At 58.0% G+C, this 24,044-nt stretch carries 23 protein-coding genes; 13 read left to right on the top strand and 10 right to left on the bottom strand.

What is annotated here, in order from left to right:
- Positions 1 to 45: 45 nt before the first annotated feature.
- Positions 46 to 474 (top strand): OsmC family protein, encoded by a 429-nt coding sequence (locus tag IMQ56_RS14730; protein ID WP_003857069.1) that lies wholly within the window; start codon positions 46 to 48, stop codon positions 472 to 474.
- A gap of 23 nt (positions 475 to 497) precedes the next feature.
- Here the strand turns inward: IMQ56_RS14730 and IMQ56_RS14725 are convergent, their stop codons facing one another.
- Positions 498 to 1,403: a LysR family transcriptional regulator gene (locus tag IMQ56_RS14725; protein WP_196063965.1), complete on the bottom strand. Its 906-nt coding sequence runs from the start codon at positions 1,401 to 1,403 to the stop codon at positions 498 to 500.
- A gap of 137 nt (positions 1,404 to 1,540) precedes the next feature.
- On the opposite strand from IMQ56_RS14725, the gene IMQ56_RS14720 reads away from it, so the two are divergent.
- Complete coding sequence (locus IMQ56_RS14720) at positions 1,541 to 2,290, top strand: SDR family oxidoreductase (protein WP_003857073.1); 750 nt, start codon at positions 1,541 to 1,543, stop codon at positions 2,288 to 2,290.
- Here IMQ56_RS14720 and IMQ56_RS14715 read toward each other — a convergent pair.
- Genes IMQ56_RS14715 through IMQ56_RS14685 form a run of 7 tightly spaced genes read right to left on the bottom strand, consistent with a single transcriptional unit; the run spans position 2,287 to position 9,115 of the window.
- Positions 2,287 to 3,213, bottom strand: a complete 927-nt coding sequence (locus tag IMQ56_RS14715; protein WP_045345153.1) for an ABC transporter ATP-binding protein — start codon at positions 3,211 to 3,213, stop codon at positions 2,287 to 2,289. The two genes, IMQ56_RS14720 and IMQ56_RS14715, sit on opposite strands and share 4 nt — an antisense overlap.
- Positions 3,206 to 4,192 (bottom strand): ABC transporter ATP-binding protein, encoded by a 987-nt coding sequence (locus tag IMQ56_RS14710; RefSeq protein ID WP_032669851.1) that lies wholly within the window; start codon positions 4,190 to 4,192, stop codon positions 3,206 to 3,208. Before IMQ56_RS14710 ends, IMQ56_RS14715 begins: the two co-directional genes overlap by 8 nt.
- Positions 4,189 to 5,085 (bottom strand): D,D-dipeptide ABC transporter permease, encoded by an 897-nt coding sequence (ddpC, locus tag IMQ56_RS14705; protein WP_196063966.1) that lies wholly within the window; start codon positions 5,083 to 5,085, stop codon positions 4,189 to 4,191. Before ddpC ends, IMQ56_RS14710 begins: the two co-directional genes overlap by 4 nt.
- Positions 5,082 to 6,104 (bottom strand): ABC transporter permease, encoded by a 1,023-nt coding sequence (locus IMQ56_RS14700; protein WP_003857077.1) that lies wholly within the window; start codon positions 6,102 to 6,104, stop codon positions 5,082 to 5,084. Before IMQ56_RS14700 ends, ddpC begins: the two co-directional genes overlap by 4 nt.
- Before the next feature lie 23 nt (positions 6,105 to 6,127).
- Positions 6,128 to 7,660 (bottom strand): ABC transporter substrate-binding protein, encoded by a 1,533-nt coding sequence (locus tag IMQ56_RS14695; RefSeq protein ID WP_003857078.1) that lies wholly within the window; start codon positions 7,658 to 7,660, stop codon positions 6,128 to 6,130.
- Between the two features lie 15 nt (positions 7,661 to 7,675).
- Positions 7,676 to 8,248: a D-alanyl-D-alanine dipeptidase gene (ddpX, locus tag IMQ56_RS14690; protein WP_017382319.1), complete on the bottom strand. Its 573-nt coding sequence runs from the start codon at positions 8,246 to 8,248 to the stop codon at positions 7,676 to 7,678.
- Between the two features lie 12 nt (positions 8,249 to 8,260).
- Positions 8,261 to 9,115 carry a MurR/RpiR family transcriptional regulator gene (locus IMQ56_RS14685; RefSeq protein ID WP_032669853.1) on the bottom strand — a complete coding sequence of 285 codons (855 nt, stop codon included), beginning with the start codon at positions 9,113 to 9,115 and terminating at the stop codon, positions 8,261 to 8,263.
- A 267-nt stretch (positions 9,116 to 9,382) separates the two neighbouring features.
- On the opposite strand from IMQ56_RS14685, the gene IMQ56_RS14680 reads away from it, so the two are divergent.
- The 11 genes from IMQ56_RS14680 (at position 9,383) to dsbG (ending at position 22,349) form a co-directional block, all read left to right on the top strand.
- Positions 9,383 to 10,858, top strand: coding sequence for an alpha/beta hydrolase (locus IMQ56_RS14680; RefSeq protein ID WP_196063967.1), 1,476 nt, complete (start codon positions 9,383 to 9,385; stop codon positions 10,856 to 10,858).
- An 87-nt stretch (positions 10,859 to 10,945) separates the two neighbouring features.
- Entirely contained in the window at positions 10,946 to 12,157 is a 1,212-nt protein-coding gene (locus tag IMQ56_RS14675) for a diguanylate phosphodiesterase (protein ID WP_017693396.1), read from the top strand.
- A gap of 88 nt (positions 12,158 to 12,245) precedes the next feature.
- A complete protein-coding gene (locus IMQ56_RS14670; RefSeq protein WP_196063968.1) occupies positions 12,246 to 13,142 on the top strand; it encodes an aminoimidazole riboside kinase in 897 nt (298 codons plus the stop codon).
- Between the two features lie 171 nt (positions 13,143 to 13,313).
- Positions 13,314 to 14,831 carry a carbohydrate porin gene (locus tag IMQ56_RS14665; RefSeq protein ID WP_023303760.1) on the top strand — a complete coding sequence of 506 codons (1,518 nt, stop codon included), beginning with the start codon at positions 13,314 to 13,316 and terminating at the stop codon, positions 14,829 to 14,831.
- Positions 14,832 to 14,897: 66 nt separating this feature from the next.
- Positions 14,898 to 16,268, top strand: coding sequence for a sucrose-specific PTS transporter subunit IIBC (locus tag IMQ56_RS14660; RefSeq protein ID WP_003857085.1), 1,371 nt, complete (start codon positions 14,898 to 14,900; stop codon positions 16,266 to 16,268).
- Entirely contained in the window at positions 16,268 to 17,674 is a 1,407-nt protein-coding gene (locus IMQ56_RS14655) for a sucrose-6-phosphate hydrolase (protein ID WP_039270726.1), read from the top strand. The genes IMQ56_RS14660 and IMQ56_RS14655 overlap by 1 nt, the downstream gene beginning before the upstream one ends.
- A gap of 28 nt (positions 17,675 to 17,702) precedes the next feature.
- Complete coding sequence (locus IMQ56_RS14650; RefSeq protein WP_023303758.1) at positions 17,703 to 18,719, top strand: LacI family DNA-binding transcriptional regulator; 1,017 nt, start codon at positions 17,703 to 17,705, stop codon at positions 18,717 to 18,719.
- 95 nt (positions 18,720 to 18,814) lie between these two features.
- On the top strand, positions 18,815 to 20,365 hold the full coding sequence (locus tag IMQ56_RS14645; RefSeq protein WP_196063969.1) for a methyl-accepting chemotaxis protein: 1,551 nt from the start codon (positions 18,815 to 18,817) through the stop codon (positions 20,363 to 20,365).
- Positions 20,366 to 20,554: 189 nt separating this feature from the next.
- On the top strand, positions 20,555 to 20,968 hold the full coding sequence (locus IMQ56_RS14640; protein WP_015570500.1) for a hypothetical protein: 414 nt from the start codon (positions 20,555 to 20,557) through the stop codon (positions 20,966 to 20,968).
- Between the two features lie 5 nt (positions 20,969 to 20,973).
- Positions 20,974 to 21,531, top strand: coding sequence for a sigma-70 family RNA polymerase sigma factor (locus IMQ56_RS14635; RefSeq protein WP_196064014.1), 558 nt, complete (start codon positions 20,974 to 20,976; stop codon positions 21,529 to 21,531).
- 41 nt (positions 21,532 to 21,572) lie between these two features.
- Complete coding sequence (dsbG, locus tag IMQ56_RS14630) at positions 21,573 to 22,349, top strand: thiol:disulfide interchange protein DsbG (protein WP_196063970.1); 777 nt, start codon at positions 21,573 to 21,575, stop codon at positions 22,347 to 22,349.
- A 39-nt stretch (positions 22,350 to 22,388) separates the two neighbouring features.
- On the opposite strand, the gene IMQ56_RS14625 is transcribed toward dsbG, so the two are convergent.
- Positions 22,389 to 23,678: a glycoside hydrolase family 10 protein gene (locus IMQ56_RS14625; RefSeq protein ID WP_033487785.1), complete on the bottom strand. Its 1,290-nt coding sequence runs from the start codon at positions 23,676 to 23,678 to the stop codon at positions 22,389 to 22,391.
- Between the two features lie 7 nt (positions 23,679 to 23,685).
- Positions 23,686 to 23,973 (bottom strand): VF530 family protein, encoded by a 288-nt coding sequence (locus IMQ56_RS14620; protein ID WP_003857097.1) that lies wholly within the window; start codon positions 23,971 to 23,973, stop codon positions 23,686 to 23,688.
- Positions 23,974 to 24,044 lie beyond the last annotated feature (71 nt).

The following is a 24,044-nucleotide window of genomic DNA, read 5'->3' as shown; positions in this document are numbered from 1 at the left end:
ATGCGTCCTATACTTATCCCTTTGTAAGCCAAAAGGAGAGCAAGAATGACGATTCATAAGCACGGTTCAGCACACTGGTCTGGCGACATCAAACGCGGCAAAGGGACGGTCTCAACAGAAAGTGGCGTCCTTAACCAGCAACCTTACGGCTTTAACACCCGCTTCGAGGGCGAAAAAGGGACCAACCCGGAAGAGCTGATTGGCGCAGCGCACGCGGCCTGTTTCTCTATGGCCCTGTCGCTAATGTTGGGCGAAGCGGGTTATACCGCCGATTCCATCGATACCACGGCGGATGTCTCGCTGGATAAAACCGACAGTGGTTTTGCCATCAGCAAAGTGGCGCTGCAAAGCAAGGTGACGGTACCGGGTATCGATCCGCAGCAGTTCGACGGCATTATTCAGAAAGCGAAGGCGGGTTGTCCGGTGTCGCAGCTGTTGAAAGCCGAAATCACGCTGGATTACAAACTGAACTGATATCTGGCCGGGCAAATGCCCGGCTAACCTTTCACCGCCGCAGGGAAGACCCCGGCAAGCCACGCAATAAACACTCTCAGGCGATGTGTTAAATGCCGACTCTGTGGATAGACTACGTGAAAAGGATACGCCTTAGGACGCCAGTCGCTCAGGATCTCTACCAGCGCGCCCGTTTCCAGATGCGTTCTCGCAGCATAGCCAAACGTCTGAATAATCCCTAAACCCGCCAGCGCCGCGGCCAGGTGTGCGTTGCTTTCATTGACTCCAAGATGGTGCGGAACGCTGATCTCCAGCGGTTCACCCCGATCGAGGAACCGAAACGGGAATGCGCGTCCGGTAACGGGGGAAAGGTAGCTAATCAGCTTATGGCCGTTGCGCAGCTCCTGCGGATAGGCAGGGATGCCGTGAGTCTTAAGATAGCCCGGCGTCGCGCAGGCTATCATCCGGGCGTCACCGATATGCCGGGCGATAAGCGAAGAGTCATCCAGCGGGCCGCCGCGGATCACGCAGTCTACGTTTCCACTGATTAAGTCTACCGGACGGTCGGCTACCCCCAGGTTGATGCGCAGGTCCGGGTAGCGCTGAAAAAAATCCGGCAGCAGGGGGATCAACACGTCCCGGGCGGTTGACCCCCCCACGTCGATACGCAAATGGCCTTTAGGCGTGCAGCACGATGCGCGAAAGGCGGTATCAATGTCCTCTATATCAATTAATACCCGCAGCGCTTTCTCGTAGTATTCCATGCCTTCTGCCGTCGTGACCACCCGGCGCGTAGTACGATGCAGCAGCCGTGTTTCCAGGTGCTCTTCAAGTGATTTTACCAGCTTACTCAGCGTAGCTATCGGCATGTTCAGGGAGTCTGCCGCTCGGGTAAAGCTTCCGGATTCAACCACCCGCGTAAAGGCGCGCATTGCCATTAGCTGATCCACACAGATCTCCTCTGATTATTTCCTGCTGTGAAAATTCATTTTCATTTTTGCCCGTTTATCACGAATCCCGCAAGATCTAAAGTCTGCCTGACGCGGGCAAACGCTCCTCTTTTACATCACAACAGAAGGTTATGAGTATGAATACAACGCTTGCAGGAAAAATCGCTCTGGTGACCGGCGGCAGCACCGGTATTGGTCTCGCAACGGCACAGGAGCTGGCGGCGCAGGGAGCGAAGGTCTATATCACCGGACGTCGTCAGGCCGAACTGGATGCCGCGCGGGCAGACATTGGCGCCGCGGCGGTAGCTATCCGCGCGGACGTCTCCAGAATGGCCGATCTGGATGCGGTTTACGCGCAGATTGCTAAAGAAGAAGGACGACTCGATATTCTGTTCGCCAACGCCGGGGGCGGCGACATGCTGCCGCTGGGCGCCATCACCGAGGAGCAGTTTGACCGGATTTTTGCCACCAACGTGCGCGGCGTGCTGTTTACCGTCCAGAAAGCGCTGCCGCTGCTCTCCTCTGGTTCATCCATTATCCTCACCGGATCGACGGTTTCGATTAAGGGGACGGCGAATTTTAGCGTCTACAGCGCCAGTAAAGCCGCCGTGCGTAACTTTGCCCGCTCCTGGGCGCTGGACTTACAGGGCCGCGGGATACGCGTCAACGTCGTCAGCCCTGGCCCCGTGAAAACGCCCGGTCTTGGCGATCTGGTTCCCGAAGAACAGCGTCAGGGATTATACGATGCGCTGGCGGCCCAGGTGCCGCTGGGTCGCCTGGGCGCGCCGGGCGAAGTCGGAAAAGCCGTGGCGTTTCTGGCGTCCGATGCCGCCAGCTTTATAAACGCCACGGAGCTGTTTGTCGATGGCGGGATGGCGCAAATCTAGCGGTTACGCCAGCAGCGTACGCTTCGGTCTCCGGCTGCGGGCTGAAGCGGCTGCGGCCGTTCGCATCCTTCAACTGCCAGCGGGCAGCGGTCGCGGAAGTAGCAGCCATCGGGCAGGCGGCGATTACCGGGGAGATCGGTTTTGCGTAATGCCAGATCTTCGTCCAGCGGTTCTCCGGTACGGGGAACGGAGTCAAGCAGCAGCTGCGTATACGGATGCCGTGGCTTGCCCAGCACCTGGTCCGCCGGACCCAGCTCCACGATCTGCCCCAGATACATTACCGCCACCCGGTCGCTCATGTGCCGGACCACCGAGACGTTGTGCGAGATCAGGACGTAGGTCAGATTTCGCTGCTGTTGCAGGGCAACCAGCAAATTGAGGATCTGCGCCTGGACGGAAATATCCAGCGCGCTGGTGGGTTCATCCAGCACGATGATGTCCGGATCCGAAGAGAGCGCCCGGGCAATAGCGATGCGCTGGCGCTGTCCACCCGAAAACGCATGCGGCAGGCGGTCAAGATATTCCGCCCGAATGCCCACCTGCTGCGCCAGCGTCTCAGCCAGCTGACGACGCTCCCGTTCGCTGCGGCGTTGCTGTATCCACACCGGCTCGGTAATGATGCGCCAGACGGGTAAACGCGGGTCGAGGGACGAGAGCGGGTCCTGAAATACCATCTGCATACCGCCTGCCGCATTCGCGCGCTGACAGGCACCGGTACTCGGTTTGAGCATGCCCATCAGCAGCTGCGCCAGCGTGCTCTTTCCGCAACCAGATTCCCCCACAACGCCCAGCGTTTCGCCGCGATGGATCCGGAGATCCATGCCGTTTAGGGCGTGTACCTGCTCCGTCACGCGCCCCAGCCAGTTTTTGCGCGCAGGAAAATTCACATGCACGCTATCCAGTTCCAGCAGTACCTCAGACATGGCGTCTCTCCTGTTGCGGGTACCAGCAGGCAGCCTGCTGGCCTTCTGCGCCCGTGGAAATTAAGCGCGGCGTTTCGCTGCATTTCGCCCCGGCAGCAAAACAGCGTTCGCGAAAGGCACATCCGCACGGGAGGTGGCTGAGGTTAGGCACCGTGCCGGGAATGGCCGGGAGGATCTCGCGCGGTTCACCATTTTCCGGGGCACACCGCAGCAGGCCAATCGAATAGGGATGCACAGGATGGTGGATCAAGGTCTGCGTGCTGCCGCTTTCGATCACGCTGCCCGCGTACATAACGTACATCCGGTCACAAAGCTGCGACACCACCGCCATATCGTGACTGATAAACAGCACCGACGTCCCGCTGGCGCGCGCTTTGTGTTTCAGCAGACGCAGTACCTGACGCTGAACGGTCACGTCCAGCGCGGTGGTCGGCTCATCGGCAATGATCAGCTCCGGCTCGCAGGAGAAGGCAAGGGCGATCATCACCCGCTGGCGCATGCCGCCGGAAAGCTCAAACGGATAGCGATCCATCACCTGTGCCGCATCCGGGATTTGCATCTCGCCCAGCAGGGCGATCGCCTTCTGCTGCGCGTCGCGGCGGGAAAGCGACTGATGCTGGCGGATCACCTCCACCATTTGCCTGCCAATCCGGCGCGTGGGGTTGAGCGCCGTCATCGGCTCCTGAAAAATCATCGCCACCCTGGCGCCGCGCCACTGACGAAGCTGTTTTTCCGACGCGTTCAGGACATCTTCCCCGAGGAGCGTGACCCGTCCATGGTGAATATGGTAACTGCCTTCCGGCAGCAGGCGCATCGCCAGCATCGCGGTAACCGATTTTCCCGAGCCGGATTCGCCCACCACGCCGACAATTTCACCCCGGCCAATCTCCAGCGAGACGTGGTTGAGCGCGTGGACGTCGCCGCGAAAAATGGGGAAGCTCAGGTGCAAATCTTCAATTGATAATACGGAATCACTCATGACTGCTTCCCTCCTGATTTGGGATCCAGCAGGTCGCGAAGACCATCGCCAAACAGATTAAACCCAACTGCCGTGATCAGAATTGCCGCCCCCGGAAACGCGCAGTACCACCACTGGTCAAGCACGTAGTTACGCCCCACGGCCACCATCGCGCCCCATTCGGCGGTGGGTTGCTGCGCGCCTAATCCAATAAAGCCCAGCGTGGCGGCCATCAGAATGGCGCTGCCGATATCCAGCGACGCCTGTACGATCAGCGGCGGCAGGGCGTTACGCAGGATATGCCAGCTGATCAGGTGCCAGCGCGATGCGCCAAAGGTGCGGGCGGCCTGCACGTAGGTGAACTGGCCCACCACCAGCGTTTGCCCGCGTGCCAGCCGCACGTAAAACGGAATGCGTACAATCGCAATCGCCAGCATCGCGTTAAACAGGCTTGGGCCGAGCGCGGCGGCCAGCGCCATCGTCAGCACCAGCGAGGGGATGGAGAGCATAATGTCCATGATACGCATAATGATGGCGTCGCCGCGTCCGCCGAGTACGCCGGACAAACAGCCGAGCAGAGAACCGATGCCGCCCGCAATCACCACCACCGCCAGCCCCGCCGTGATGGACTGCTGGCTGCCCACCAGCACGCGGCTGAACAGATCCCGGCCCACCTCATCGGTGCCAAACCAGTGCTGGGCTGATGGCGCCTGCAATCGCGCGGTCAGATCCAGCGCGTTCGGATCGTGCGGGACTATCCACGGCGAGACCACCATCATCAGCAGCATCACGATCATAATCACCCCGCCGATCAGCGTGAGCGGGCTTTTGCGTAACATCCAGAACAGCTTTGCCCAGTTGATGCGCTGTTTGGCGGTGCTGACAGGGACGGGCGTTTCCTGAGTTAACATCATTCGGCACCTCCGCGCCCGATTCGCGGGTCGATCCACAGATACAGCAGATCCACCACCAGATTGACGAAGACATAGGCCAGCGATACCACGACCGCGAAGCCCATGACGGCAGGGAAGTCCAGCGCCTGAATGGAGGTCACCACCCAGGCTCCCATTCCCGGCCAGGCAAACACGGTTTCGGTAAGGACTGCCCCATACAGCAGATCGCCCAGCGCCAGCCCGAGCACGGTAATGGAGGGGATCATGGCGTTGGGTAAGGCGTAGCGCAGCACGATGTACCAGCCCGGCAACCCGCTCGCGCGGGCGGTACGAATATAATCCTCGCTCAGCTGCTCCAGCATCGCGGAACGCACCTGACGCGCCACAATACCCAGATGCACAAAGGCCAGGGTCAGGGAGGGTAGAATCAGGTGCTGTAGGGCGTTGAAAAACACCTCGCCGTTGCCTTCCAGCAGGGCGTCCAGCAGATAAAAGCCGGTAACGTGGGCAGGCGGATCGAGCCAGTCGTCCAGCCTGCCGCCGCCGGGCAGAATTTGCAGTTGCCCGTAGAACAGAACGATTACCCCCAGTCCCAGCCAGAAGGCAGGCGTCGAGATGCCCGTCATCGCCATCAGTCGCACCAGGTGATCCAGCCAGCGGTTACGGTACACCGCCGATAAAATGCCCAGCGGTACGCCAATCACCAGCGCCAGCAGCAAAGAGCAGAAGGCCAGCTCCAGCGTGGCGGGGAAAAAGGCTTTCAAATCTTCCGCAACGGGGCGACCGGTGCGAATGGAGGTGCCCAGATCGCCGTGCGCCAGCGCCTCTACATAGCGGCCAAACTGAATATAGAGCGGTTGATCCAGCCCCAGCTGCTGGCGGATGCCCTGCACGATTTCATCGCTGGCGCGGTCACCGGCCAGCAGGCGGGCCGGATCGCCGGGGATCAGGTGTGAAATAATAAAAGTAATAATACAGACACCGGCCACCACCAGGATTAACCCCCAGCAGCGCTGGCGCACGATGCTCCAGAACGTCATACACTTCCCCCCGGCGTGGGCCGTTACTTACTCATGGTGGCGATGTTAAAGACCTGCTCAAGCATCGGATTAAAGGTGAAGCCTTTGACCTCTTTGTTCATCGCCAGCTGGTAGTTCTTCTGGAACAGATAAACGTAAGCCGCCTCGTCAATCACCACTTTCTGCGCCTGCTGGTAATCTTTGGTGCGTTCCGCCTGATCGGTGGTTTTCAGTGCCGCCTGCAACAATGCATCGACCTCTTTGTTCTCATAGAATGAGCGGTTACCCGGCAGCCCTTTTTTGTCCGATTCGAACCAGTAGTTCATGAACATGTACGGGTCAGCGAAGTCCGGGCTCCAGTTACCAATCGCAATGTCATAATCACCTTTGCCGACGCGGTCGCGCATGGTGGCGTTCGCCAGTTTCTCGAGCTTGACGTTAATCCCCAGCTTGCCCAGGCTCGCCTGCGTGGAGAGGGCGATAGGCTCCCAGTTCGGGTCGTTATCGGAGTAGAGGAACGTCAGGCTGGCCGGTTTATCGTTGACTTTCTCCAGCGCCGCTTTGGCCTTAGCCTCGTCAAAGCTGTACTGCATGGCGTTCGCATCGAAGCCCCACATGCCCTCCGGGATCGGGCCGCGCATCTGCTTGCCGTTCCCGCTGAGAATGCCTTTCACCATCCCCTGATAATCGGTGGCCCAGGAGACCGCGCGGCGCAAATCCACCTGATTCATCGGAGGCTTACTGTTGTTCAGATAGAGGTAGGTCACCCGCAGGGACGGGTATTCCGCCACGGCCACTTTGCCTTCCTGCTTCAGAGCGGCAAGCTGATCCACCGGCAGGGCGTCGGCGATATCCAGATCGCCACGGGAAAGTTGCAGGCGACGCGAGGCGCTTTCACCGATAATCTTCACCGAGACGCGCTTGAAGTGCGGCTTTTCACCCGGCCAGTGTGGGTTGGGCACCATCACCAGCTGCTGACCTTTCCGCCAGCTTTTCAGCATAAACGGTCCGGAACCCGCGGTGTTTTGCGCCAGGAAACCGCGCGCGTCGTCGGCGGCATTGGCTTTCAGGACCGCCGGGTTGACGATCGACGCGCCGTCATTGGCCAGCGTGTAGAGGAACGGGGCGAACGGCTGGCTGAGGGTGAATTTCACCGTATGCTCATCCACCGCGTCCACTTTCAAATCTTTCGGGAACGCTTCGGAAGGTCCCTGATTAATTTTCAGCAGACGTTCAAACGACAGCTTGACCGCTTCGGCGGTCACCGGCGTGCCGTCCGAAAATTTTGCATTATCTGCCAGGGTGAACGTCCACTCTTTCTGGTCGTCAGACGCCTTCCAGCCCGTCGACAGATCGCCTTCCACCTCCGTGGTGCCAGGCTTGTATTTCACCAGACGCTGGTACGAGGGGTAGGTCACCGTCCAGTCGTTGTTATCGATAGTGACCGCCGGATCCAGCGTTTGCGGATCGGCAGCTTTCCCAATCACCAGCATATCTTTTGGCACCGCCGCCAGCGCGAGAGGGGCGCTCAGGGCGAGCGTAGCGGCAATCAGGGTTGTAAGCAGCGTAGTTTTCATGGCCGGGCTCCAGAATTAGAGTGAGTGTGTGGTCGGATAACAGGCGAACTGGTCATCTAACAGCGGGTAGCTGGCGGCGTTCGGCAGTTCGAAATGCCACCACTCGCTGCTGATGCCCACAAAACCGCCGCCGTACATCACGGCGTTCAGGAGCAGACGATTTCGCTGCGCCTCGGGCGGAACGGAAGGGTGCCAGGCATGAGAACGGTCGTGCATTTCGTCAAACCCGGCGCCCATATCCAGCACGTTGTCGTGTTCATCCATCAGCGTGACGTCAATGGCGGTGCCCCGGCTGTGGTTAGAGCCAATTGCGACATCCACCACGTATTCCGGATTGGGGCAGGCATCCCAGAGTTGCGACTGCGCCTGCTGGGGGCGGTAGGCGTCGTAAACCACCAGCTTCAGACCGGCCAGCGCGGCGATGCTGATCGCTTTCGCCAGCGCGGTGGCGGCATCCGTATGCAACAGGCACGCGGCGTGCTGGTAGATCGGGCGGCCAGTGATGTTATCGGCGGTCGCGTATTTCAGATCGATATGCAGCGTGGGAAAGGTTTTCGCCACATCAATCAGTTGACTCTCTTCAGGCATAGCTCCGCTCCTTTAGCGTTCAAATTGACCAAACTCTTGTTGTAGTTGTCGGTTGATTGCCAGACGTTCCGGCAGCGCATCGCCCAGCGCCTCCACAACGCCCGACAGCAGCAGGTTGAAGAGACAGCTCACCGGCGCCAGCGAATCCCAGAAATGGCCGGTATCGGTCTTCACCTGGAGCAAATCAATCGGGTAATCCCGCGCCCACGGGCACCAGATATCGGTGATCAGCGCCATCGCCAGGCCTTTTTCGCTCGCCACGCGGCAGTACTGGCGGGCAATGGCGGAGTAGGCGCGGGTATCCGTCAGCACGATATACGGGTTAGAAAAGCCGGAGTTAAGCGACTCCACCCAGCTACCGGAGAGCCCTTCGGAATAGCTCACCCGCGGGCGCAGATACTCAAGATGGCTGAAGAACGCATTGGCGATCCCGCGCGTGGACTGGATCCCCAGCACGAAAACTGCGTCGGCATGGGTAAGTTGCTGGACTACCTGCCTGAACGTCTCGCTTTGCGCCAGCTGATAAACATGGGCAATGGCGTCCACCTCCAGCGACAGAGAGTGCTGAAGGCGATCCGACAGCGGCTGTTGCTGCTTCCAGGAGTCGAGACGCTCGTTAATGCCCCAGGGCTGGTGGGGATCGCGCAGGCTTTTTTTGGCGTCGTCCAGGTTGCGATAGCCCAGCTTGCGCAGAAAGCGTCCGACGGTGATCCCGCTGGTGGCCGTGGCCAGCGCCACGCTCTCTGCCGTTTCAAAGGGGATCTGCCCGACGTGCGCCAGCATCCAGCTTGCCACCCGCTTTTCGCTCGGGGTGAGCTGGCTAAAGGTCGCTTCGATACGGCTCAACACCTCAGGTTTGGTCGTCATACCGCCTCGCTGTTAACTGGCTGTCAAAGGCCGGGTTTCTGTTACCGGATTAACAATGCAGGACGCGTGCCACGTTCACATTGCGGCGAAAACGCGCTGTGCAGCAAAGTTAATGCAATATTTGTTTAACAGATGCTCAACATTTGTGCAGCGTAGTTCACTTTTGGTGCAGTGTCCGGCCTGAGCGGTATCTATTTGGTGAATACGTCAGCCTCTTCACATTTTTTGGTAAGATGAACGCTCTGTGGATAAGGGAGGGAGCCTCACATGGCGAATTTGCCCTGGCGGGTCAGCGTGCGCCTGATGGCTCTCGCAAAAAAAATAGCGATGGTCATCGGGATCATTGTGCTCGTGCTGCTGGCGGTGCGGGTTTATCTTTCGCAGCAGGGGCCGGCCCTGCATCACTGGCACACCTGGCGGGCTGACGAAATGTCCGTGCAGGAGATGGATAACGCGACCTTCGCAGCGTATGTCGCGCGGGAAAACGCCATCTTCACCGCTCTCGACGCTGAGGTGACGGCGAATGTCACACCCGCAGAGCGCACGCCGCTGAACCGTTATTACCGCCAGAGCCTGGTGTGGCCAGGACACTTTTCCCCGGATGCAAATCGGTCGTTCGTGCTGATGCCTGCCGGAAAGCCGCGCGGGGCGGTGGTATTGCTACACGGTCTGACGGATTCGCCCTACAGCGTCAGGCATCTGGCTGTGAATTATCAACTGCACGGCTTTGTGGCCGTAGTGCCTCGTTTGCCCGGACACGGCACGGCGCCGGGCGCGCTGACAGACGTTGACTGGGAGGCTTGGCTGGCCGCATCGCGCCTTGCGGTTCGTGAAGCGACACGCCTGACGGGGAACGATCTTCCCCTGCATCTGGTGGGCTACTCCAACGGCGGGGCGCTGGCGATGAAATACGCCCTCGACGCTCTTGATGCGCCTGAACTGCGTAAACCTCAGCAGATCGTTTTGCTCTCACCGATGATTGGCGTCACGGCGTTTGCGCGCTTTGCCGGATTCGCCGGGCTACCGGCTATGTTACCGGCGTTTGCCAAAGCCGCGTGGCTCAACATTTCGCCGGAATATAATCCTTATAAATATAATTCGTTCCCGGTGAATGCAGCACGTCAGTCCTGGCTGCTTACCCAGGCGCTGCATGAGCAGATAAACCGCGATGTTCATGATCACAAACTGGCGCAGTTTCCGCCGGTACTGGCGTTTCAGTCGGTCATGGATTCAACGGTCAGTACCCGCGCCGTGGTTAGCGGGCTGTTTGACCAGCTTCCGGCAAACGGCAGCGAACTGGTAGTTTTTGATATCAACCAGGCCGGGAGTTTCCGTCCACTGTTCAGGCCATCGTCCTGGACGGCGGTGGCTGACATGCTGCCCAAGGCAAAAAGACGTTACAGCGTCACAATTGTGACCAATGCCAGCCCCGACAGGTTTGATATGGTGGCAAAGACGACGCCAGCGGGTAGCACCCGGGAAACGGTGATGCCGCTGTCGGTCGCGTATCCGCAGGAGGTTTATTCCCTGTCGCATGTTGCTATTCCGTTCCCGCCTGATGACGATCTGTATGGCCGCCATCCTGAGGTGAAAAACCACTACGGTATCAGCCTGGGGACGATAGCCCTGTGGGGAGAAACATCGGTTCTGAGCGTCGGCAAAGATGCGCTGATGCGCGTGACGTCGAATCCGTTCTACGATTATATGCAGACGCAGATCGACAGCCGTATCGGGGAGAATTAAGCCCGACGTGGAATAGATTAGGTCACACCGGGGAACTGTGTTAAACAGTACCGTTCAGGCGTATACCCCATACCGGACCCCGTTTCTGTGCTGACAACTCTTATTTATCGAAGCCAGCTGAGCTTAACCTGCACCTCCGCAGCGTTAAGCGCGCTGGTCGAACAGGCCAGGATCCGTAATACGGAGCAGGGCATCTCAGGCATTCTTCTCTCCCGTGGACGTGACGTTCTGCAAATTCTCGAAGGCACGGAACAGCGCGTCGTCGCGCTTTTTAACACCATCCGTGCGGATGACCGGCATACCGGCGTGGTGGAGCTGATGCGCGATTACGGCCCGCGCAGACGTTTCGAAGACGTGGGAATGCTGCTGTTTGACCTGGACGTTCAGACCCCGAAAGCGGTTCTGGCGTCGGTTCTGCATTACAGCAAGCTGGAAAGCTATCTGACTTCTGAGGATCGGGTCTTCAAATTTATTCAGACCTTTATCACCGGCAAAACCGCTATCCCACCCGCTTCGGACTATGAGCCTGATAAATGGACGCTTTCGCGAGAGCGCGCGCCGTTTGGTAAAGGGTTAGGTCTGCTGGCGGGACAGCCCTGCCAGTTTGCGCTGCAACCCATTGTCGAGCCGTCCGAAGGCAAAATCAGTTCTCTCGAAGCGCTTATACGCGGAAACGACGGCGGCAGCCCGGAGCATTTCTTCCGTAGTCTCGATCGTGAACAGATTTACGAAGTCGACCTGCAAACCAAAGCCTGGACCTTTGCGCTGGCGCAAAAGCTCGGCATCGGCAGCCACAAACTGGCGGTGAACCTGCTGCCAATGTCGCTGGTTAACGTGCCGGGCGCGGTAGAGTTCCTGGTAACGCAGATCAAAAAGCACAATCTACAGCCAGAGCAGGTGATCATTGAAGTCACTGAGAACGAGATGATCTCTGGCTTCAACCAGTTTAACAGCGCCATTAAACAGCTGCGCGCGGAAGGGGTTGGGCTGGCGATAGATGATTTTGGTTCCGGCTATGCTGGTCTTTCACTGCTCACCCGGTTTCAGCCGGATAAGCTCAAAATCGACAGAGAGATCGTCAGCGATATCCACCTGAGCGGGCCCAAGCAGGCGATTGTGAAGTCGATAATCAGCTGCTGCACCGATCTGGAGATTACGCTGGTCGCAGAAGGCATTGAGAAGATAGAAGAGTGGTGCTGGCTTGAATCCGCCGGTATTCGCCGCTTCCAGGGCTTTTTGTTCGCCCGCCCGCAGCTCAATGGCGTAGGTGATATCCACTGGCCCCATCGGGTGGGTTAAGCAAATTTTCCCTCGCCATATTTCCCCGACACCCTGCCTGTGCTTAAATAGCTAAACCGGTTTAACATGATTTAGCTAAGAAGGTGATATGGAGACGATCTGGGTACTTGGCGATGCCGTGGTGGATCTGTTGTCCGACGGAGAGGGCAAACTGCTGCAATGTCCTGGCGGCGCACCGGCCAATGTCGCGGTAGGGGTTGCGCGTCTGGGCGGCAGAAGCGCCTTTATAGGCCGGGTGGGCGACGACCCCTTCGGGCATTTTATGCAAAAAACGCTTGCGGATGAGCAGGTTAATACAGAATGGCTGCGCCTGGACCCGCAGCATCGCACCTCCACGGTGGTGGTGGATCTCGATAACGACGGTGAACGTTCCTTTACCTTTATGGTTCGCCCGAGCGCTGATTTATTCCTCGACTCTGCCGATCTCCCGCCATTCCGCGCCGGGGAGTGGCTGCACGTCTGCTCTATCGCGCTCAGCGCCGAACCCAGCCGTTCCGCGACGTTTCAGGCGATGTCCGCTATCAGACTGGCGGGGGGATTCGTCAGCTTTGACCCCAATATCCGCGCCGATCTCTGGCACGATGAAGTCGTGCTGCGTCAGTGTCTTGAGCGGGCATTAGCCTGTGCAGATGTGGTGAAAATCTCGGTGGAAGAACTGGCGTTCTTAACCGGAAATGCGCAGGTCCATGAGGGGCTGGCGGCGCTGATGCGCACCTGTCCGGCCAGGCTGGTGCTGGTGACGCAGGGAAAAGAGGGCGTAACCGCCTGGCAGAAAGGCGCGTTGACGCACTATCCTGCATCACCCGTGGAATGCATTGATACCACCGGCGCGGGGGATGCTTTCGTCGCCGGGCTGCTGTTCGGTCTGGCTCGTGATGGCCAGGCCCGTCTTTCAGAGGTCATCACGCTGGCGCAGCGCTGTGGGGCGCTGGCGACAACCGCAAAAGGGGCAATGACCGCGCTGCCTTATCATCACGAACTGTAATTCACCTCTCCAGGCCTCCGGTCGGCGGCCTGAATTGTCGCCTCGATCACACTTACTAAAACGGTTTAGCAAAAAACGTTGCCGATCCAAAATTCAACGGTTTAGTATCATCAGCCTAAACCGGTTTAGCAATTTAGCACTTTCACCGATAGTTATTAGGGATGCGACAAAATGTATAAAAAACGCAGACTTGCCGTGATGATAGGCATGCTGGCCGGGAGTACCTCTGTTTTTGCCCAGACGGATATGACACGTATCGAAGCGCGCCTGGCGGCGCTGGAGCAGCGTTTGCAGGAGGCGGAAACCCGCGCGCAGGTTGCTGAAAAGCGCGCCACGGCAGCGGAACAGAAAACACAGCAGCTGGTGGCTGCGCAGCAGGAAGCGCAGACCTCCACACAGGCGGTGGCGCAACGTACTACGGTGCTGGAAGAAAAAGCCGACCGGACAGGCGGTTTTGAATTTCACGGTTACGCCCGTTCCGGCTTGCTGATGAACGACGCGGCCTCCAGCAGCAAAAGCGGCCCTTATCTGACGCCCGCCGGGGAAACCGGCGGGGCCATCGGGCGTCTGGGGAACGAAGCGGATACCTACGTTGAGCTGAATGTTGAGCACAAACAGACGCTGGAGAATGGTGCGACGACGCGCTTTAAGGCGATGCTGGCCGACGGCCAGAAAACCTATAACGACTGGTCGGCAGACAGCAGCGACCTGAACATTCGTCAGGCCTTTGCCGAGCTGGGCAATTTGCCGGACTTTACCGGTGCGCTGAAGGGCAGTACCTTCTGGGCGGGTAAGCGTTTTGACCGCGACAACTTCGACATTCACTGGCTGGATTCCGACGTGGTGTTTCTCGCCGGGACCGGCGGCGGCGTCTACGACGTGAAGTGGAACGATACGCTGCGCAGTAACTTCTCCCTTTATGGCCGTAACTTCGGCAGCGAAGAGGAGATCGACAACAACGTTCAGAACTACATCCTCAGCATGAATCACTTCGCCGGGCCGGTGCAGATGATGGTCAGCGGCTTACGGGCAAAAGATAATGACGACCGTAAGGACAGCAACGGCGATCCGATTAAAACCGACGCGGCCAATAACGGGGTACATGCGCTGGTTGGTCTGCATAACGAGAGCTTCTACGGCCTGCGGGAAGGTTCCGCCAAAACGGCGCTGCTTTACGGCCACGGTCTGGGCGCCGAGGTGAAAAGCATTGGTTCAGACGGCGCGCTGCTGTCAGAAGCCGATACCTGGCGTTTTGCAAGTTACGGTGTCACGCCGCTGGGCGGTGGCTGGCACATTGCGCCTGCCGTGCTGGCGCAAAGCAGTAAGGACCGCTACGTGAAGGGCGACAGCTACGAGTGGGTCACGCTCAATACGCGTCTGATCAAAGAGGTGACCCAGAATTTCGCCCTCGCGTTCGAAGGCAGCTATCAGTACATGGATTTAAGCCCGGAAGGCTACAAGGATCGCAATGCGGTTAACGGTAGCTTCTACAAGCTGACCTTCGCCCCGACGTTAAAGGCGGGCAAAATTGGCGATTTCTTCAGCCGTCCGGAGCTGCGCCTGTTCGCCACCTGGATGGACTGGAGCAGCAAGCTGGATAACTACGCCAGCGATGACGCCTTTGGCAGCAGCGGCTTCAACGCGGGCGGGGAATGGAACTTTGGGGTGCAGATGGAAACCTGGTTTTAACCCTTCACGCTCCCGCATCGCGGGGGCGTTTCGAACACCATAAAAAGAGGTCAGGAAGAGGTATCTATGGATTTTAATCATATTGCGCGCGAGCTTATTCCGCTGCTCGGTGGCAAAGAGAACATTGCCAGCGCGGCACATTGCGCCACGCGCCTTCGTCTGGTGCTGGTCGATGATGCGCTTGCCGACCAGCAGGCTATCGGCAAGGTTGAAGGCGTGAAAGGCTGTTTTCGAAACGCCGGGCAGATGCAGGTAATCTTCGGCACCGGGGTGGTGAATAAGGTTTACGCCGCGTTTATTCAGGCGGCAGGGATTAGCGAGTCCAGTAAATCGGAAGCGGCGGATATTGCGGCCCGCAAGCTGAACCCGTTCCAGCGTATCGCGCGTCTGCTCTCCAACATCTTCGTGCCGATTATCCCGGCGATCGTGGCCTCGGGCCTGCTGATGGGCCTGCTGGGGATGGTTAAAACCTACGGCTGGGTTAACCCGGATAACGCGCTCTATATCATGCTGGATATGTGCAGCTCGGCGGCGTTTATTATTCTGCCGATCCTGATTGGCTTCACCGCCGCGCGGGAGTTTGGCGGCAACCCGTATCTGGGGGCAACGCTCGGCGGCATCCTGACTCATCCGGCGCTGACCAACGCCTGGGGCGTAGCGTCCGGCTTCCACACCATGAACTTCTTCGGTCTTGAAATCGCCATGATTGGCTATCAGGGAACCGTCTTCCCGGTGCTGCTGGCGGTGTGGTTTATGAGCATTGTGGAAAAACAGCTGCGCCGGGCGATCCCGGATGCGTTAGATCTGATCCTGACGCCGTTCCTGACCGTCATTATCTCCGGCTTCATTGCGCTGTTGATTATTGGCCCGGCGGGACGCGCGCTGGGCGACGGAATCTCCTTCATTCTTAGCACTCTGATTGCCCACGCGGGCTGGCTGGCCGGGCTGCTGTTTGGTGGGCTCTATTCGGTGATTGTCATTACCGGCATTCACCACAGCTTCCACGCCATTGAGGCCGGGCTGCTGGGTAATCCGTCGATTGGCGTTAACTTCCTGCTGCCGATCTGGGCGATGGCGAACGTGGCGCAGGGCGGGGCGTGTCTGGCGGTGTGGTTCAAAACCCGCGATGCCAAAATCAAAGCCATTACCTTACCGTCGGCGTTTTCCGCGATGCTGGGCATCACCGAAGCGGCAATTTTTGGCATCAACCTGCGTTTTGTGAAGCCGTTTATCGCGGCGCTGATCGGTGGTGCGGCGGGCGGTGCCTGGGTGGTGTCGGTGCATGTCTACATGACCGCCGTTGGCCTGACGGCGCTTCCCGGCATGGCGATTGTCCAGGCCAGCTCGCTGCTCAACTATATAATCGGCATGGTGATTGCCTTTGGCGTGGCGTTCACCGTCTCTCTGCTGCTGAAATATAAAACGGACTCTGAATAATGACCTTATCTTCCCGCTGGCCTGCCGTGTTGCAGGCCGTTATGCAAGGCCAGCCGCGTGCGCTGGCGGACAGCCACTATCCGCAGTGGCATCCCGCACCGGTGACAGGGCTGATGAACGATCCGAACGGGTTTATCTGGTTTGCCGGGCGCTACCATCTGTTTTATCAGTGGAACCCGCTGGGCTGCGATCATCGCTACAAGTGTTGGGGGCACTGGAGCTCAGCAGATCTGGTGCACTGGCAGCACGAGCCAATGGCGCTGATGCCTGACGAAGAGTATGACCGCAATGGCTGTTACTCCGGCAGCGCCGTGGATAACAACGGCGTGCTGACCCTGTGCTATACCGGCAACGTTAAGTTTGACGATGGCGGCCGCACCGCCTGGCAGTGTCTGGCGGTGCAAAATGACGATGGCACGTTTGCCAAACTGGGACCGGTGTTGCCCCTGCCGGACGGGTACACCGGGCACGTCCGCGATCCGAAAGTATGGTGGCATGACGGGCTGTGGTACATGGTGCTCGGCGCGCAGGATCGACAGCAGCGCGGCAAGGTGCTGCTGTTTACGTCAGCCGATTTACACACCTGGGCGTCCTGCGGCGAAATCGCCGGTCACGGCGTCAACGGACTCACGGACGCGGGCTATATGTGGGAGTGCCCGGATCTGTTTGAGCTTGATGGCACACACGTCTTGATTTGCTGCCCGCAGGGGCTGGCGCGCGAACCGCATCGCTATCTCAACACCTATCCGGCCGTCTGGATGAGCGGGGCATTTGATTATCAGACGCCTGCATTTGCGCACGGCGAGCTGCATGAGCTTGACGCCGGTTTCGAATTTTACGCGCCGCAAACCACGGTGGCAGAAGATGGCCGCCGCATCCTCATCGGCTGGTTGGGCGTGCCGGACGGCGAAGAGATGCTCCAGCCTACGCGGGCGCACGGCTGGATCCACCAGATGACCTGTCCTCGCGAGCTGCGCTACCGCGACGGTAAGCTCTGGCAAACCCCGGTCCGTGAGCTGGAAACGCTGCGCGAGGATGAACATCTCTGGCAGGGACGCGCCAGCGATGCCCCGGTGCTGGCGGGAGCGCGTCTTGAGTTCGAACTGAGCGCATCGAGCGTGAACGTGGATTTTGCCGGCGCGTTGCGGCTGATTGTGGATGATGAGGGGATCCGTCTGGAACGCGCCAGTCTGAAAACCACAGACACGCTGACCCGCTACTGGCAGGGCAATGTTCATCATTTACGCGTGCTGTGCGACTGTTCCAGCGTCGAAATTTTCATCAATCACGGTGAAGGCGTCATGAGCAGCCGCTATTTTCCTGACCATCCGGCCCAGGTACGCTTCGAAGGTGCGTCCGATATCACATTACGCTACTGGTCGCTGCGCAGCTGCATGATAGAATAGAGGTTTTGGCAGCCGGATCTAAGTCGTTGTGAGAAAAACAAAACGCGTCACCATTAAAGATATCGCGGAGCTCGCGGGGGTATCAAAAGCCACCGCCAGCCTGGTTCTGAACGGCCGCAGCAAAGAGCTTCGGGTGGCGGAGGAGACACGCGAGCGTGTGCTGGCGATTGCCAAAGAACATCATTATCAGCCCAGCATTCACGCCCGTTCGCTGCGGGACAACCGCAGCCACACCATTGGTCTGGTGGTGCCGGAAATCACCAACTACGGGTTTGCCGTTTTTTCTCATGAGCTGGAGACCCTCTGCCGCGAGGCGGGTGTTCAGCTTCTGATCTCCTGTAGCGATGAAAATCCGGGCCAGGAGACGGTGGTGGTCAATAACATGGTGGCCCGCCAGGTGGACGGGCTGATTGTCGCCTCCAGCATGCTCAACGACGCCGACTATCAAAAGCTGAGCGAACAGTTGCCCGTTGTGCTTTTTGACCGTCATATGAACGACAGTTCTCTGCCGCTGGTTCTCACCGATTCAATTACCCCAACCGCCACACTGGTGGCCGACATCGCGCGCCAGCATCCGGATGAGTTCTACTTCCTCGGCGGTCAGCCGCGGCTTTCCCCGACGCGTGACCGTCTTGAAGGGTTTAAGCAGGGGCTGCGTGACGCTGGCGTCGAGTTACGTCCGGAGTGGATCATTCATGGTAATTACCATCCGAGCTCCGGCTACGAAATGTTTGCCGAGCTTTGCGCACGCCTGGGCCGCCCGCCAAAAGCCCTTTTTACCGCCGCCTGCGGTCTTCTGGAAGGGGTGTTGCGCTATATGGGGCAACATAATCTGCTGCAAAGCGATATGCGTCTGGCCAGCTTTGACGATCACTATCTCTATGATTCTCTGACCATTCCTGTCGATACCGTTCGTCAGGATAACCGCCAGCTCGCCTGGCACTGCTTTGATCTGATTGGCAAACTGATTGAAGGGGAAACGCCGGAGCCGATCCAGCGTAAGCTGGATGCCACCCTGCAACGGCGATACAAGTCCGTGGAGTGACAGGGTAACGTCTTAGGGTGACATCAATAACTTTAATTAATTAAAGATTGGATTCAGCCGATAACCAAAGGGAAATTATATCCCTGAGGTGTGTTATGTCGTTGAAAAAATCATCCCTGATTATCCTGTTTTCCCTGCTTTTCTTCTTTGTGGCCAGCACTATCACCAGCGTTGGGCTCATCATTAAAAGTAATACTTCGCTGGATAATGTGAACAAAGAAATTCAGGTGGTTCTGTCCATTATTGATCCCATTAACCACAGCCGAACCCTGCGCGTCAGGGTTATGGAGTATGTGAAAATGGTGGAAGCGGGGGACGCTACCGACCCGTCTGCGAAACTGGCCTCGGTTAAAGAGGCGCTGACCAAAGCCGATAGTGCATTTTCGGCGTTTATGGCCTCGCCGCGTTTGCCGGACGAAGCCCCGCTGGTCACTGCCTACCAGGAGGCGTGGCAAAACTACCGTAACCAGGGACTGGCGCCTCTCATCGCCGCTGCCGCCGCTCACGATGTGTCGCGGTTCAACGCTCTTATTCCCGTGGTGTCTCAACTCGATCGCCAATATGAAATTGTGCTCGATCAGGTTCTCTCCGTTCACCAGAAGTACGCCAAAACGCTGAACGAGGATGCGAGCCATAATTTCGTGTCGGGTCTGGTTATTATCGCCTGCATTGCGGTGCTGTTCGTGGTGGTGATCTTCGCCGTCAGCCTGCTGATGAAACGCGTGGTCTTTGCGCCGGTGAACCTGGCGCGCGAGCACTGTCGCCAGATTGCGGCCGGGAAGCTGGACGTACCGGTACCGATCAAGCGTGATTCCGGGAATGAAATCAATCACCTGATGTCCTCGATGGAGCAGATGCGCCAGGCGCTGCTCTCCACCATTTCTCAGGTGCGCGATGCCAGCCACACTGTGACGCATGCGGCGCAGGAAATTGCCTCCGGCAATATCGACCTGGCCTCCCGTACCGAGCAACAGGCTTCGGCCCTGACCCAGACGGCCGCCAGCATGGAAGAGCTGAGCGCGACGGTGGCGAATAACACCGACAACGTTTTCCAGGCCGGTAAGCTGGTGCAGGATGCCGTGAAAAATGCCCATACCGGTGAAGCGGTAACCCGTGAAGTCATCGAAACGATGAATACTATCGCGTCCAATTCGAAGCGTATTGAGGACATCACCAGCGTCATCAACAGCATTGCTTTCCAGACTAATATTCTGGCGCTAAACGCGGCCGTTGAAGCGGCGCGTGCTGGCACGCAGGGGCGAGGATTTGCCGTGGTAGCAAGTGAAGTGCGCACCCTGGCACAAAAAAGCGCGGTGGCGGCGAAAGATATCGAAAGCCTTATCGCCCAGTCTGTTTCCAGCGTGAAAAACGGTGCACAACTGGTGAATCGTTCGGGAGAGGTGATTGATTCTATTATCAGCTCTGTGAATAAAGTGCATACGCTGATGGAACAGATTTCGGTTGCCTCAGAAGAGCAGAGCCGCGGGATTGGTCAGGTTGGGCAGGCCGTAACGGAGATGGACGGTGTGACCCAGCAGAACGCGGCGCTGGTGCAGCAATCCGCCGCCGCCGCCGCCTCGCTGGAGGAGCAGGCGCAGCAGCTGTCCCAGAGTATCTCGAGCTTTAGTTTGCCTGCTACGGCGTGATGTTCAGAGAGGCTCCTGAGGGAGCCTTTTTAATGTCTGCATGTAGCCGCTGCACAATCTCCTTCAGCCATTACTGTTATCCGTACAAAGCCGCTATGACATAAATTTTATCTTTCCCCGGCAATATTTCTGTTCCTCATCCGTCTACCTCCTCAGAGACCATAATCATTCAACATAAACGAGGTACACATGAGAAATTTTGATATGCACGGAAAAGGTCACGGGCGTGGTTTGGGCCGCCATCGTATGGGTAAGGGTATCGTGATTGGCGCAGTCCTGTTCGTGGTGCTTGGCCTGCTGGTCATGTCCCTGTGGAACGCGTTGCTCCCGGCCATCCTGGGGGTTAAAGCCATTGGCTTCTGGCAGGCGCTGGGGATCCTGCTGCTGAGCCGCATTCTTTTCGGTGGGCTGGGTTTCCGTCCGGGCATGTTCGGTGCGCACCGCCGTATGCACGAACAATGGATGAATATGAGCCCCGAACAACGTGAGGCCTTCATTCAGCAGCGTCGGGCGGGATTTGGGCGCCACGGTCATTGCCGGTGGCACGATGGCCGGGATGAAAAGCGAGATGATAACGGTGCGAAAGCGCCGGAAGCCGAGTGAGCGATATGAAAGCCGGTGAGGCGGGGGAATCATTACTGATCTCGGCACTCAAAGCCTGCCGCGCGCGGCTAAAAGCCTTCATTCGCGGACGGACTGCGGTTCGTGATGATGTCGATGATATTCTTCAGGAAGTGACCTGGCAGTTGATGAAAGTGGAACAACCGGTCGAGAACGTCGCCGCCTGGCTGTTTCGCGCCGCACGAAATGAGATGATCGACCGGGCGCGAAAAAAGCACGAGGTTTCACTGCCGGGGTACCTGACAGCAGATGACGAAGACTTTCCGGAGCAGGAGATTGCAGAAACGTTATTCGGCGTACCGCAAACGCCGGAGGAAGAGTATCTCAACATGCTGCTATGGGAAGAGTTGGGGCAAGCCCTGTCGGAACTGCCGCCACCTCAGCGCGAGGTGTTTGAAAAAACGGAATTTGAGGGCTACAGCATGAAGATGCTGGCAGAGGAAACAGGCGACAGTGTGCAGGCGTTATTATCCCGCAAACACAAAGCCGTGCGATTTTTGCGTAGTCGCCTCAAGGATATTTATGAAGCGTTGACAGGGCAATAAACTTCGACCACTCTGAAAAACAATATCTTAGAGGGGGCGTTATGCTTCAACGGTTAGCAAAGAAAAAGGTGCTGTTACTCTCTGCTCTGATGGTTTCAGGGCTGGTCAGGGCAGAGGAGCCGCTTCCGGATGTGGTGAAGCACTTCAGTGAACAGCAGGACATCAAAATCATCAAGAAAATTGACGCCCCCGGCGGCGCGCCAGCGTGGCTGGGACAATATCAGGACATGGGCGTGACGCTCTTTCTGACCCCTGACGGAAAGCACGTCGTGTCTGGCTATCTGTATGATGAGAAGGGAACCAACCTCAGCGAAGCCTTTTTCCAGAAAGAGATCTACGCCCCGATGGGCCGCGAGATGTGGAAAAAGCTCAATGCCGCGCATCCCCTGAAAGAGGGCGCGGAGAGTGCCCCGCGTAAAGTCTTTGTCTTTGCCGACCCGTTCTGCCCGTACTGCAAGCAGTTCTGGGCTGAAGCGCAGCCGTGGGTGAAGGCTGGCAAGGTTCAGCTCAATACGCTGCTGGTTGCGTTTCTTAACCCGAACAGCGGGCGTAACGCCTCCGCGATCCTGAATGCGAAAGATCCGGTATCGGCCTGGAAAGCGTACGAGCTGTCCGGCGGGAAAAAGCTGCCGAAACCTGAAGCTGCGGCTTCCCGGGAAACCGTTGAGATCCTGCAAAATCACCAGACGCTAATGGACAGTCTCGGCGCGAATGCCACACCGGCTATTTATTACCTGAATGAGCAAAACGAACTGCAACAGGTCGTGGGTATGCCAGACGCAAAACAGCTTGAGGCAATGTTCGGACCGAAGCCGTAAAAAGAAAGGCAGAAACAGGACGTTTCTGCCTTTTTTCAGTCAACTACCCCAGCGTCCCCGGAGGTAATTTACCGCCTCCTGCGTCTGCGGCTGGTTAAGATAGTCTTCACGGAACAGGATGGTGCCCTTAACGTCTGGCAGTGAATCGTTGAGGTCGAGCTGTTTTTTCAGCTCCGGTACGCCGCCGTTCACCGTCCAGTCCGGTTCGTTTCTGGAAGGCGCGCCCACTTTGTAGAACGCGATCCCGATATACAGGCGGGTATGGGTCGGTTTCACCACGTCAGCCCACCATTTTGTCAGCACATCGTAACGTGCCGCGTCGCGGGCGAAGGGCCAGTAGATCTGCGGCGCAATGTAATCCAGTAAACCCTGCTGTACCCATTTGCGCGTGTCAGCGTAGGATTCATCATAGGCTGCGGCACCGCGCGTGTCCGAGCCTGCCGGGTCGAAGGAGCGATTGCGCCAGACCCCCGCCGGGCTAACGCCAAATTCGACCTCAGGTTTAGCCTGCTTGATCGCCCTTGAAACCTGCACAATCAACTGCTGCGTATTGTGTCGACGCCAGTCCGCTTTTGACGCAAATCCTTCGCCATAGCGCCTGAAGGTCCAGGCATCATTCAGGGTGGACCCCGGCGTCTCGGTGTAAAAATAGTCATCGAACTGAACGCCGTCGACAGGGTAGTGATTTACCACTTCCATCACCACCTGGGTTATCCAGTCCCGCACGTCGGGAATGCCCGGGTCGAGAACAAAACGATCCCCCGAGGTGCGGATCCACTCCGGATGCTGGACGTACACGCTGGAAGGATGAAGCGACGAGGTGCGGTTAAGCGCGGCGATGGTCGACGGCTTCGTGTTGGTGGAAACGCGGTACGGGTTAAACCAGGCATGAACCTTCATCCCGCGCTTGTGCGCTTCATCCAGCATAAACTGAAGCGGATCGTAACCGGGATCTTCCCCGATAGTCCCCGTCAGGGTATCTGACCAGGGCAGTATTTTAGAGGCCCACAGCGCCGTACTGTCCGGTTTTACCTGAAAGAAGACGGTATTGATCCCAAGTTTTTTCAGCTTATCGAGCTTGTCCGTCAGCGCCCGCTGTTGCTGGGCGATACGCTGGTCCGCGCTACGGCCATTCACTGATGACACGGGAGGCCAGTCGAGACGGGAGACGGTCGCCAGCCAGATCCCGCGCATGGGTTCGTTAGTCTGCTGTAGAGGTTTCGCCTGCGGCAGCGGGGTAACGAGTGATTTGGGTGGTTTGGAAGTGCAACTTACCAGTAAAAGCGCGCAGCCAAGCAGCGCGCCAGTCCGTTTTACGTGTCGCATCATTTGCGTGTTAGCTCCTGGGTGTCCGGCTATCCGTCCAGGGATTAAACGCCGGTTCGTCCTGTTCCCCGTTACCGTCATCGTGAAGAGAGTCGAGGTAGAGGGCTTCAACTTCCGCCCGCGCCCATGGGGTGCGGCGCAGGAACTTCAGACTCGATTTAACACTCGGGTCCTTGCGAAAACAGTTGATTTTGATTCGGTTGCCCAGTTCATTCCAGCCATATCGCGCAACCAGCGCGTTAACCTGCATTTCGAGCGTTACGCCATGCAAAGGATCGTTGGAAACATGTGCTGTCATAGGCGTCCGGTAGTCTCATTTTTTATGGGGATGTGATAAACGCTCAAAGGTTACAAGAAAGCAGGGGACGC

Source organism: Enterobacter sp. Res13-Sevr-PEC09-46 (genome assembly GCF_015672585.1).
Taxonomy (GTDB): Bacteria; Pseudomonadota; Gammaproteobacteria; order Enterobacterales; family Enterobacteriaceae; genus Enterobacter; species Enterobacter hormaechei_C.
This window is presented reverse-complemented; position numbering and strand designations above follow the sequence as displayed.

Coding starts and splice junctions, on each gene's coding strand:
- ddpX (WP_017382319.1), bottom strand. CDS start 8,248: ATGCCTGAAGAGAGTCAACTGATTGATGTGGCGAAAACCTTTCCCACG.
- IMQ56_RS14660 (WP_003857085.1), top strand. CDS start 14,898: ATGGATTTTAATCATATTGCGCGCGAGCTTATTCCGCTGCTCGGTGGC.
- IMQ56_RS14620 (WP_003857097.1), bottom strand. CDS start 23,973: ATGACAGCACATGTTTCCAACGATCCTTTGCATGGCGTAACGCTCGAA.
- IMQ56_RS14635 (WP_196064014.1), top strand. CDS start 20,974: ATGAAAGCCGGTGAGGCGGGGGAATCATTACTGATCTCGGCACTCAAA.
- IMQ56_RS14640 (WP_015570500.1), top strand. CDS start 20,555: ATGAGAAATTTTGATATGCACGGAAAAGGTCACGGGCGTGGTTTGGGC.
- IMQ56_RS14685 (WP_032669853.1), bottom strand. CDS start 9,115: ATGACGACCAAACCTGAGGTGTTGAGCCGTATCGAAGCGACCTTTAGC.
- IMQ56_RS14655 (WP_039270726.1), top strand. CDS start 16,268: ATGACCTTATCTTCCCGCTGGCCTGCCGTGTTGCAGGCCGTTATGCAA.
- IMQ56_RS14700 (WP_003857077.1), bottom strand. CDS start 6,104: ATGACGTTCTGGAGCATCGTGCGCCAGCGCTGCTGGGGGTTAATCCTG.
- ddpC (WP_196063966.1), bottom strand. CDS start 5,085: ATGATGTTAACTCAGGAAACGCCCGTCCCTGTCAGCACCGCCAAACAG.
- IMQ56_RS14715 (WP_045345153.1), bottom strand. CDS start 3,213: ATGTCTGAGGTACTGCTGGAACTGGATAGCGTGCATGTGAATTTTCCT.
- IMQ56_RS14625 (WP_033487785.1), bottom strand. CDS start 23,678: ATGATGCGACACGTAAAACGGACTGGCGCGCTGCTTGGCTGCGCGCTT.
- dsbG (WP_196063970.1), top strand. CDS start 21,573: ATGCTTCAACGGTTAGCAAAGAAAAAGGTGCTGTTACTCTCTGCTCTG.
- IMQ56_RS14720 (WP_003857073.1), top strand. CDS start 1,541: ATGAATACAACGCTTGCAGGAAAAATCGCTCTGGTGACCGGCGGCAGC.
- IMQ56_RS14710 (WP_032669851.1), bottom strand. CDS start 4,192: ATGAGTGATTCCGTATTATCAATTGAAGATTTGCACCTGAGCTTCCCC.
- IMQ56_RS14670 (WP_196063968.1), top strand. CDS start 12,246: ATGGAGACGATCTGGGTACTTGGCGATGCCGTGGTGGATCTGTTGTCC.
- IMQ56_RS14665 (WP_023303760.1), top strand. CDS start 13,314: ATGTATAAAAAACGCAGACTTGCCGTGATGATAGGCATGCTGGCCGGG.
- IMQ56_RS14645 (WP_196063969.1), top strand. CDS start 18,815: ATGTCGTTGAAAAAATCATCCCTGATTATCCTGTTTTCCCTGCTTTTC.
- IMQ56_RS14695 (WP_003857078.1), bottom strand. CDS start 7,660: ATGAAAACTACGCTGCTTACAACCCTGATTGCCGCTACGCTCGCCCTG.
- IMQ56_RS14680 (WP_196063967.1), top strand. CDS start 9,383: ATGGCGAATTTGCCCTGGCGGGTCAGCGTGCGCCTGATGGCTCTCGCA.
- IMQ56_RS14730 (WP_003857069.1), top strand. CDS start 46: ATGACGATTCATAAGCACGGTTCAGCACACTGGTCTGGCGACATCAAA.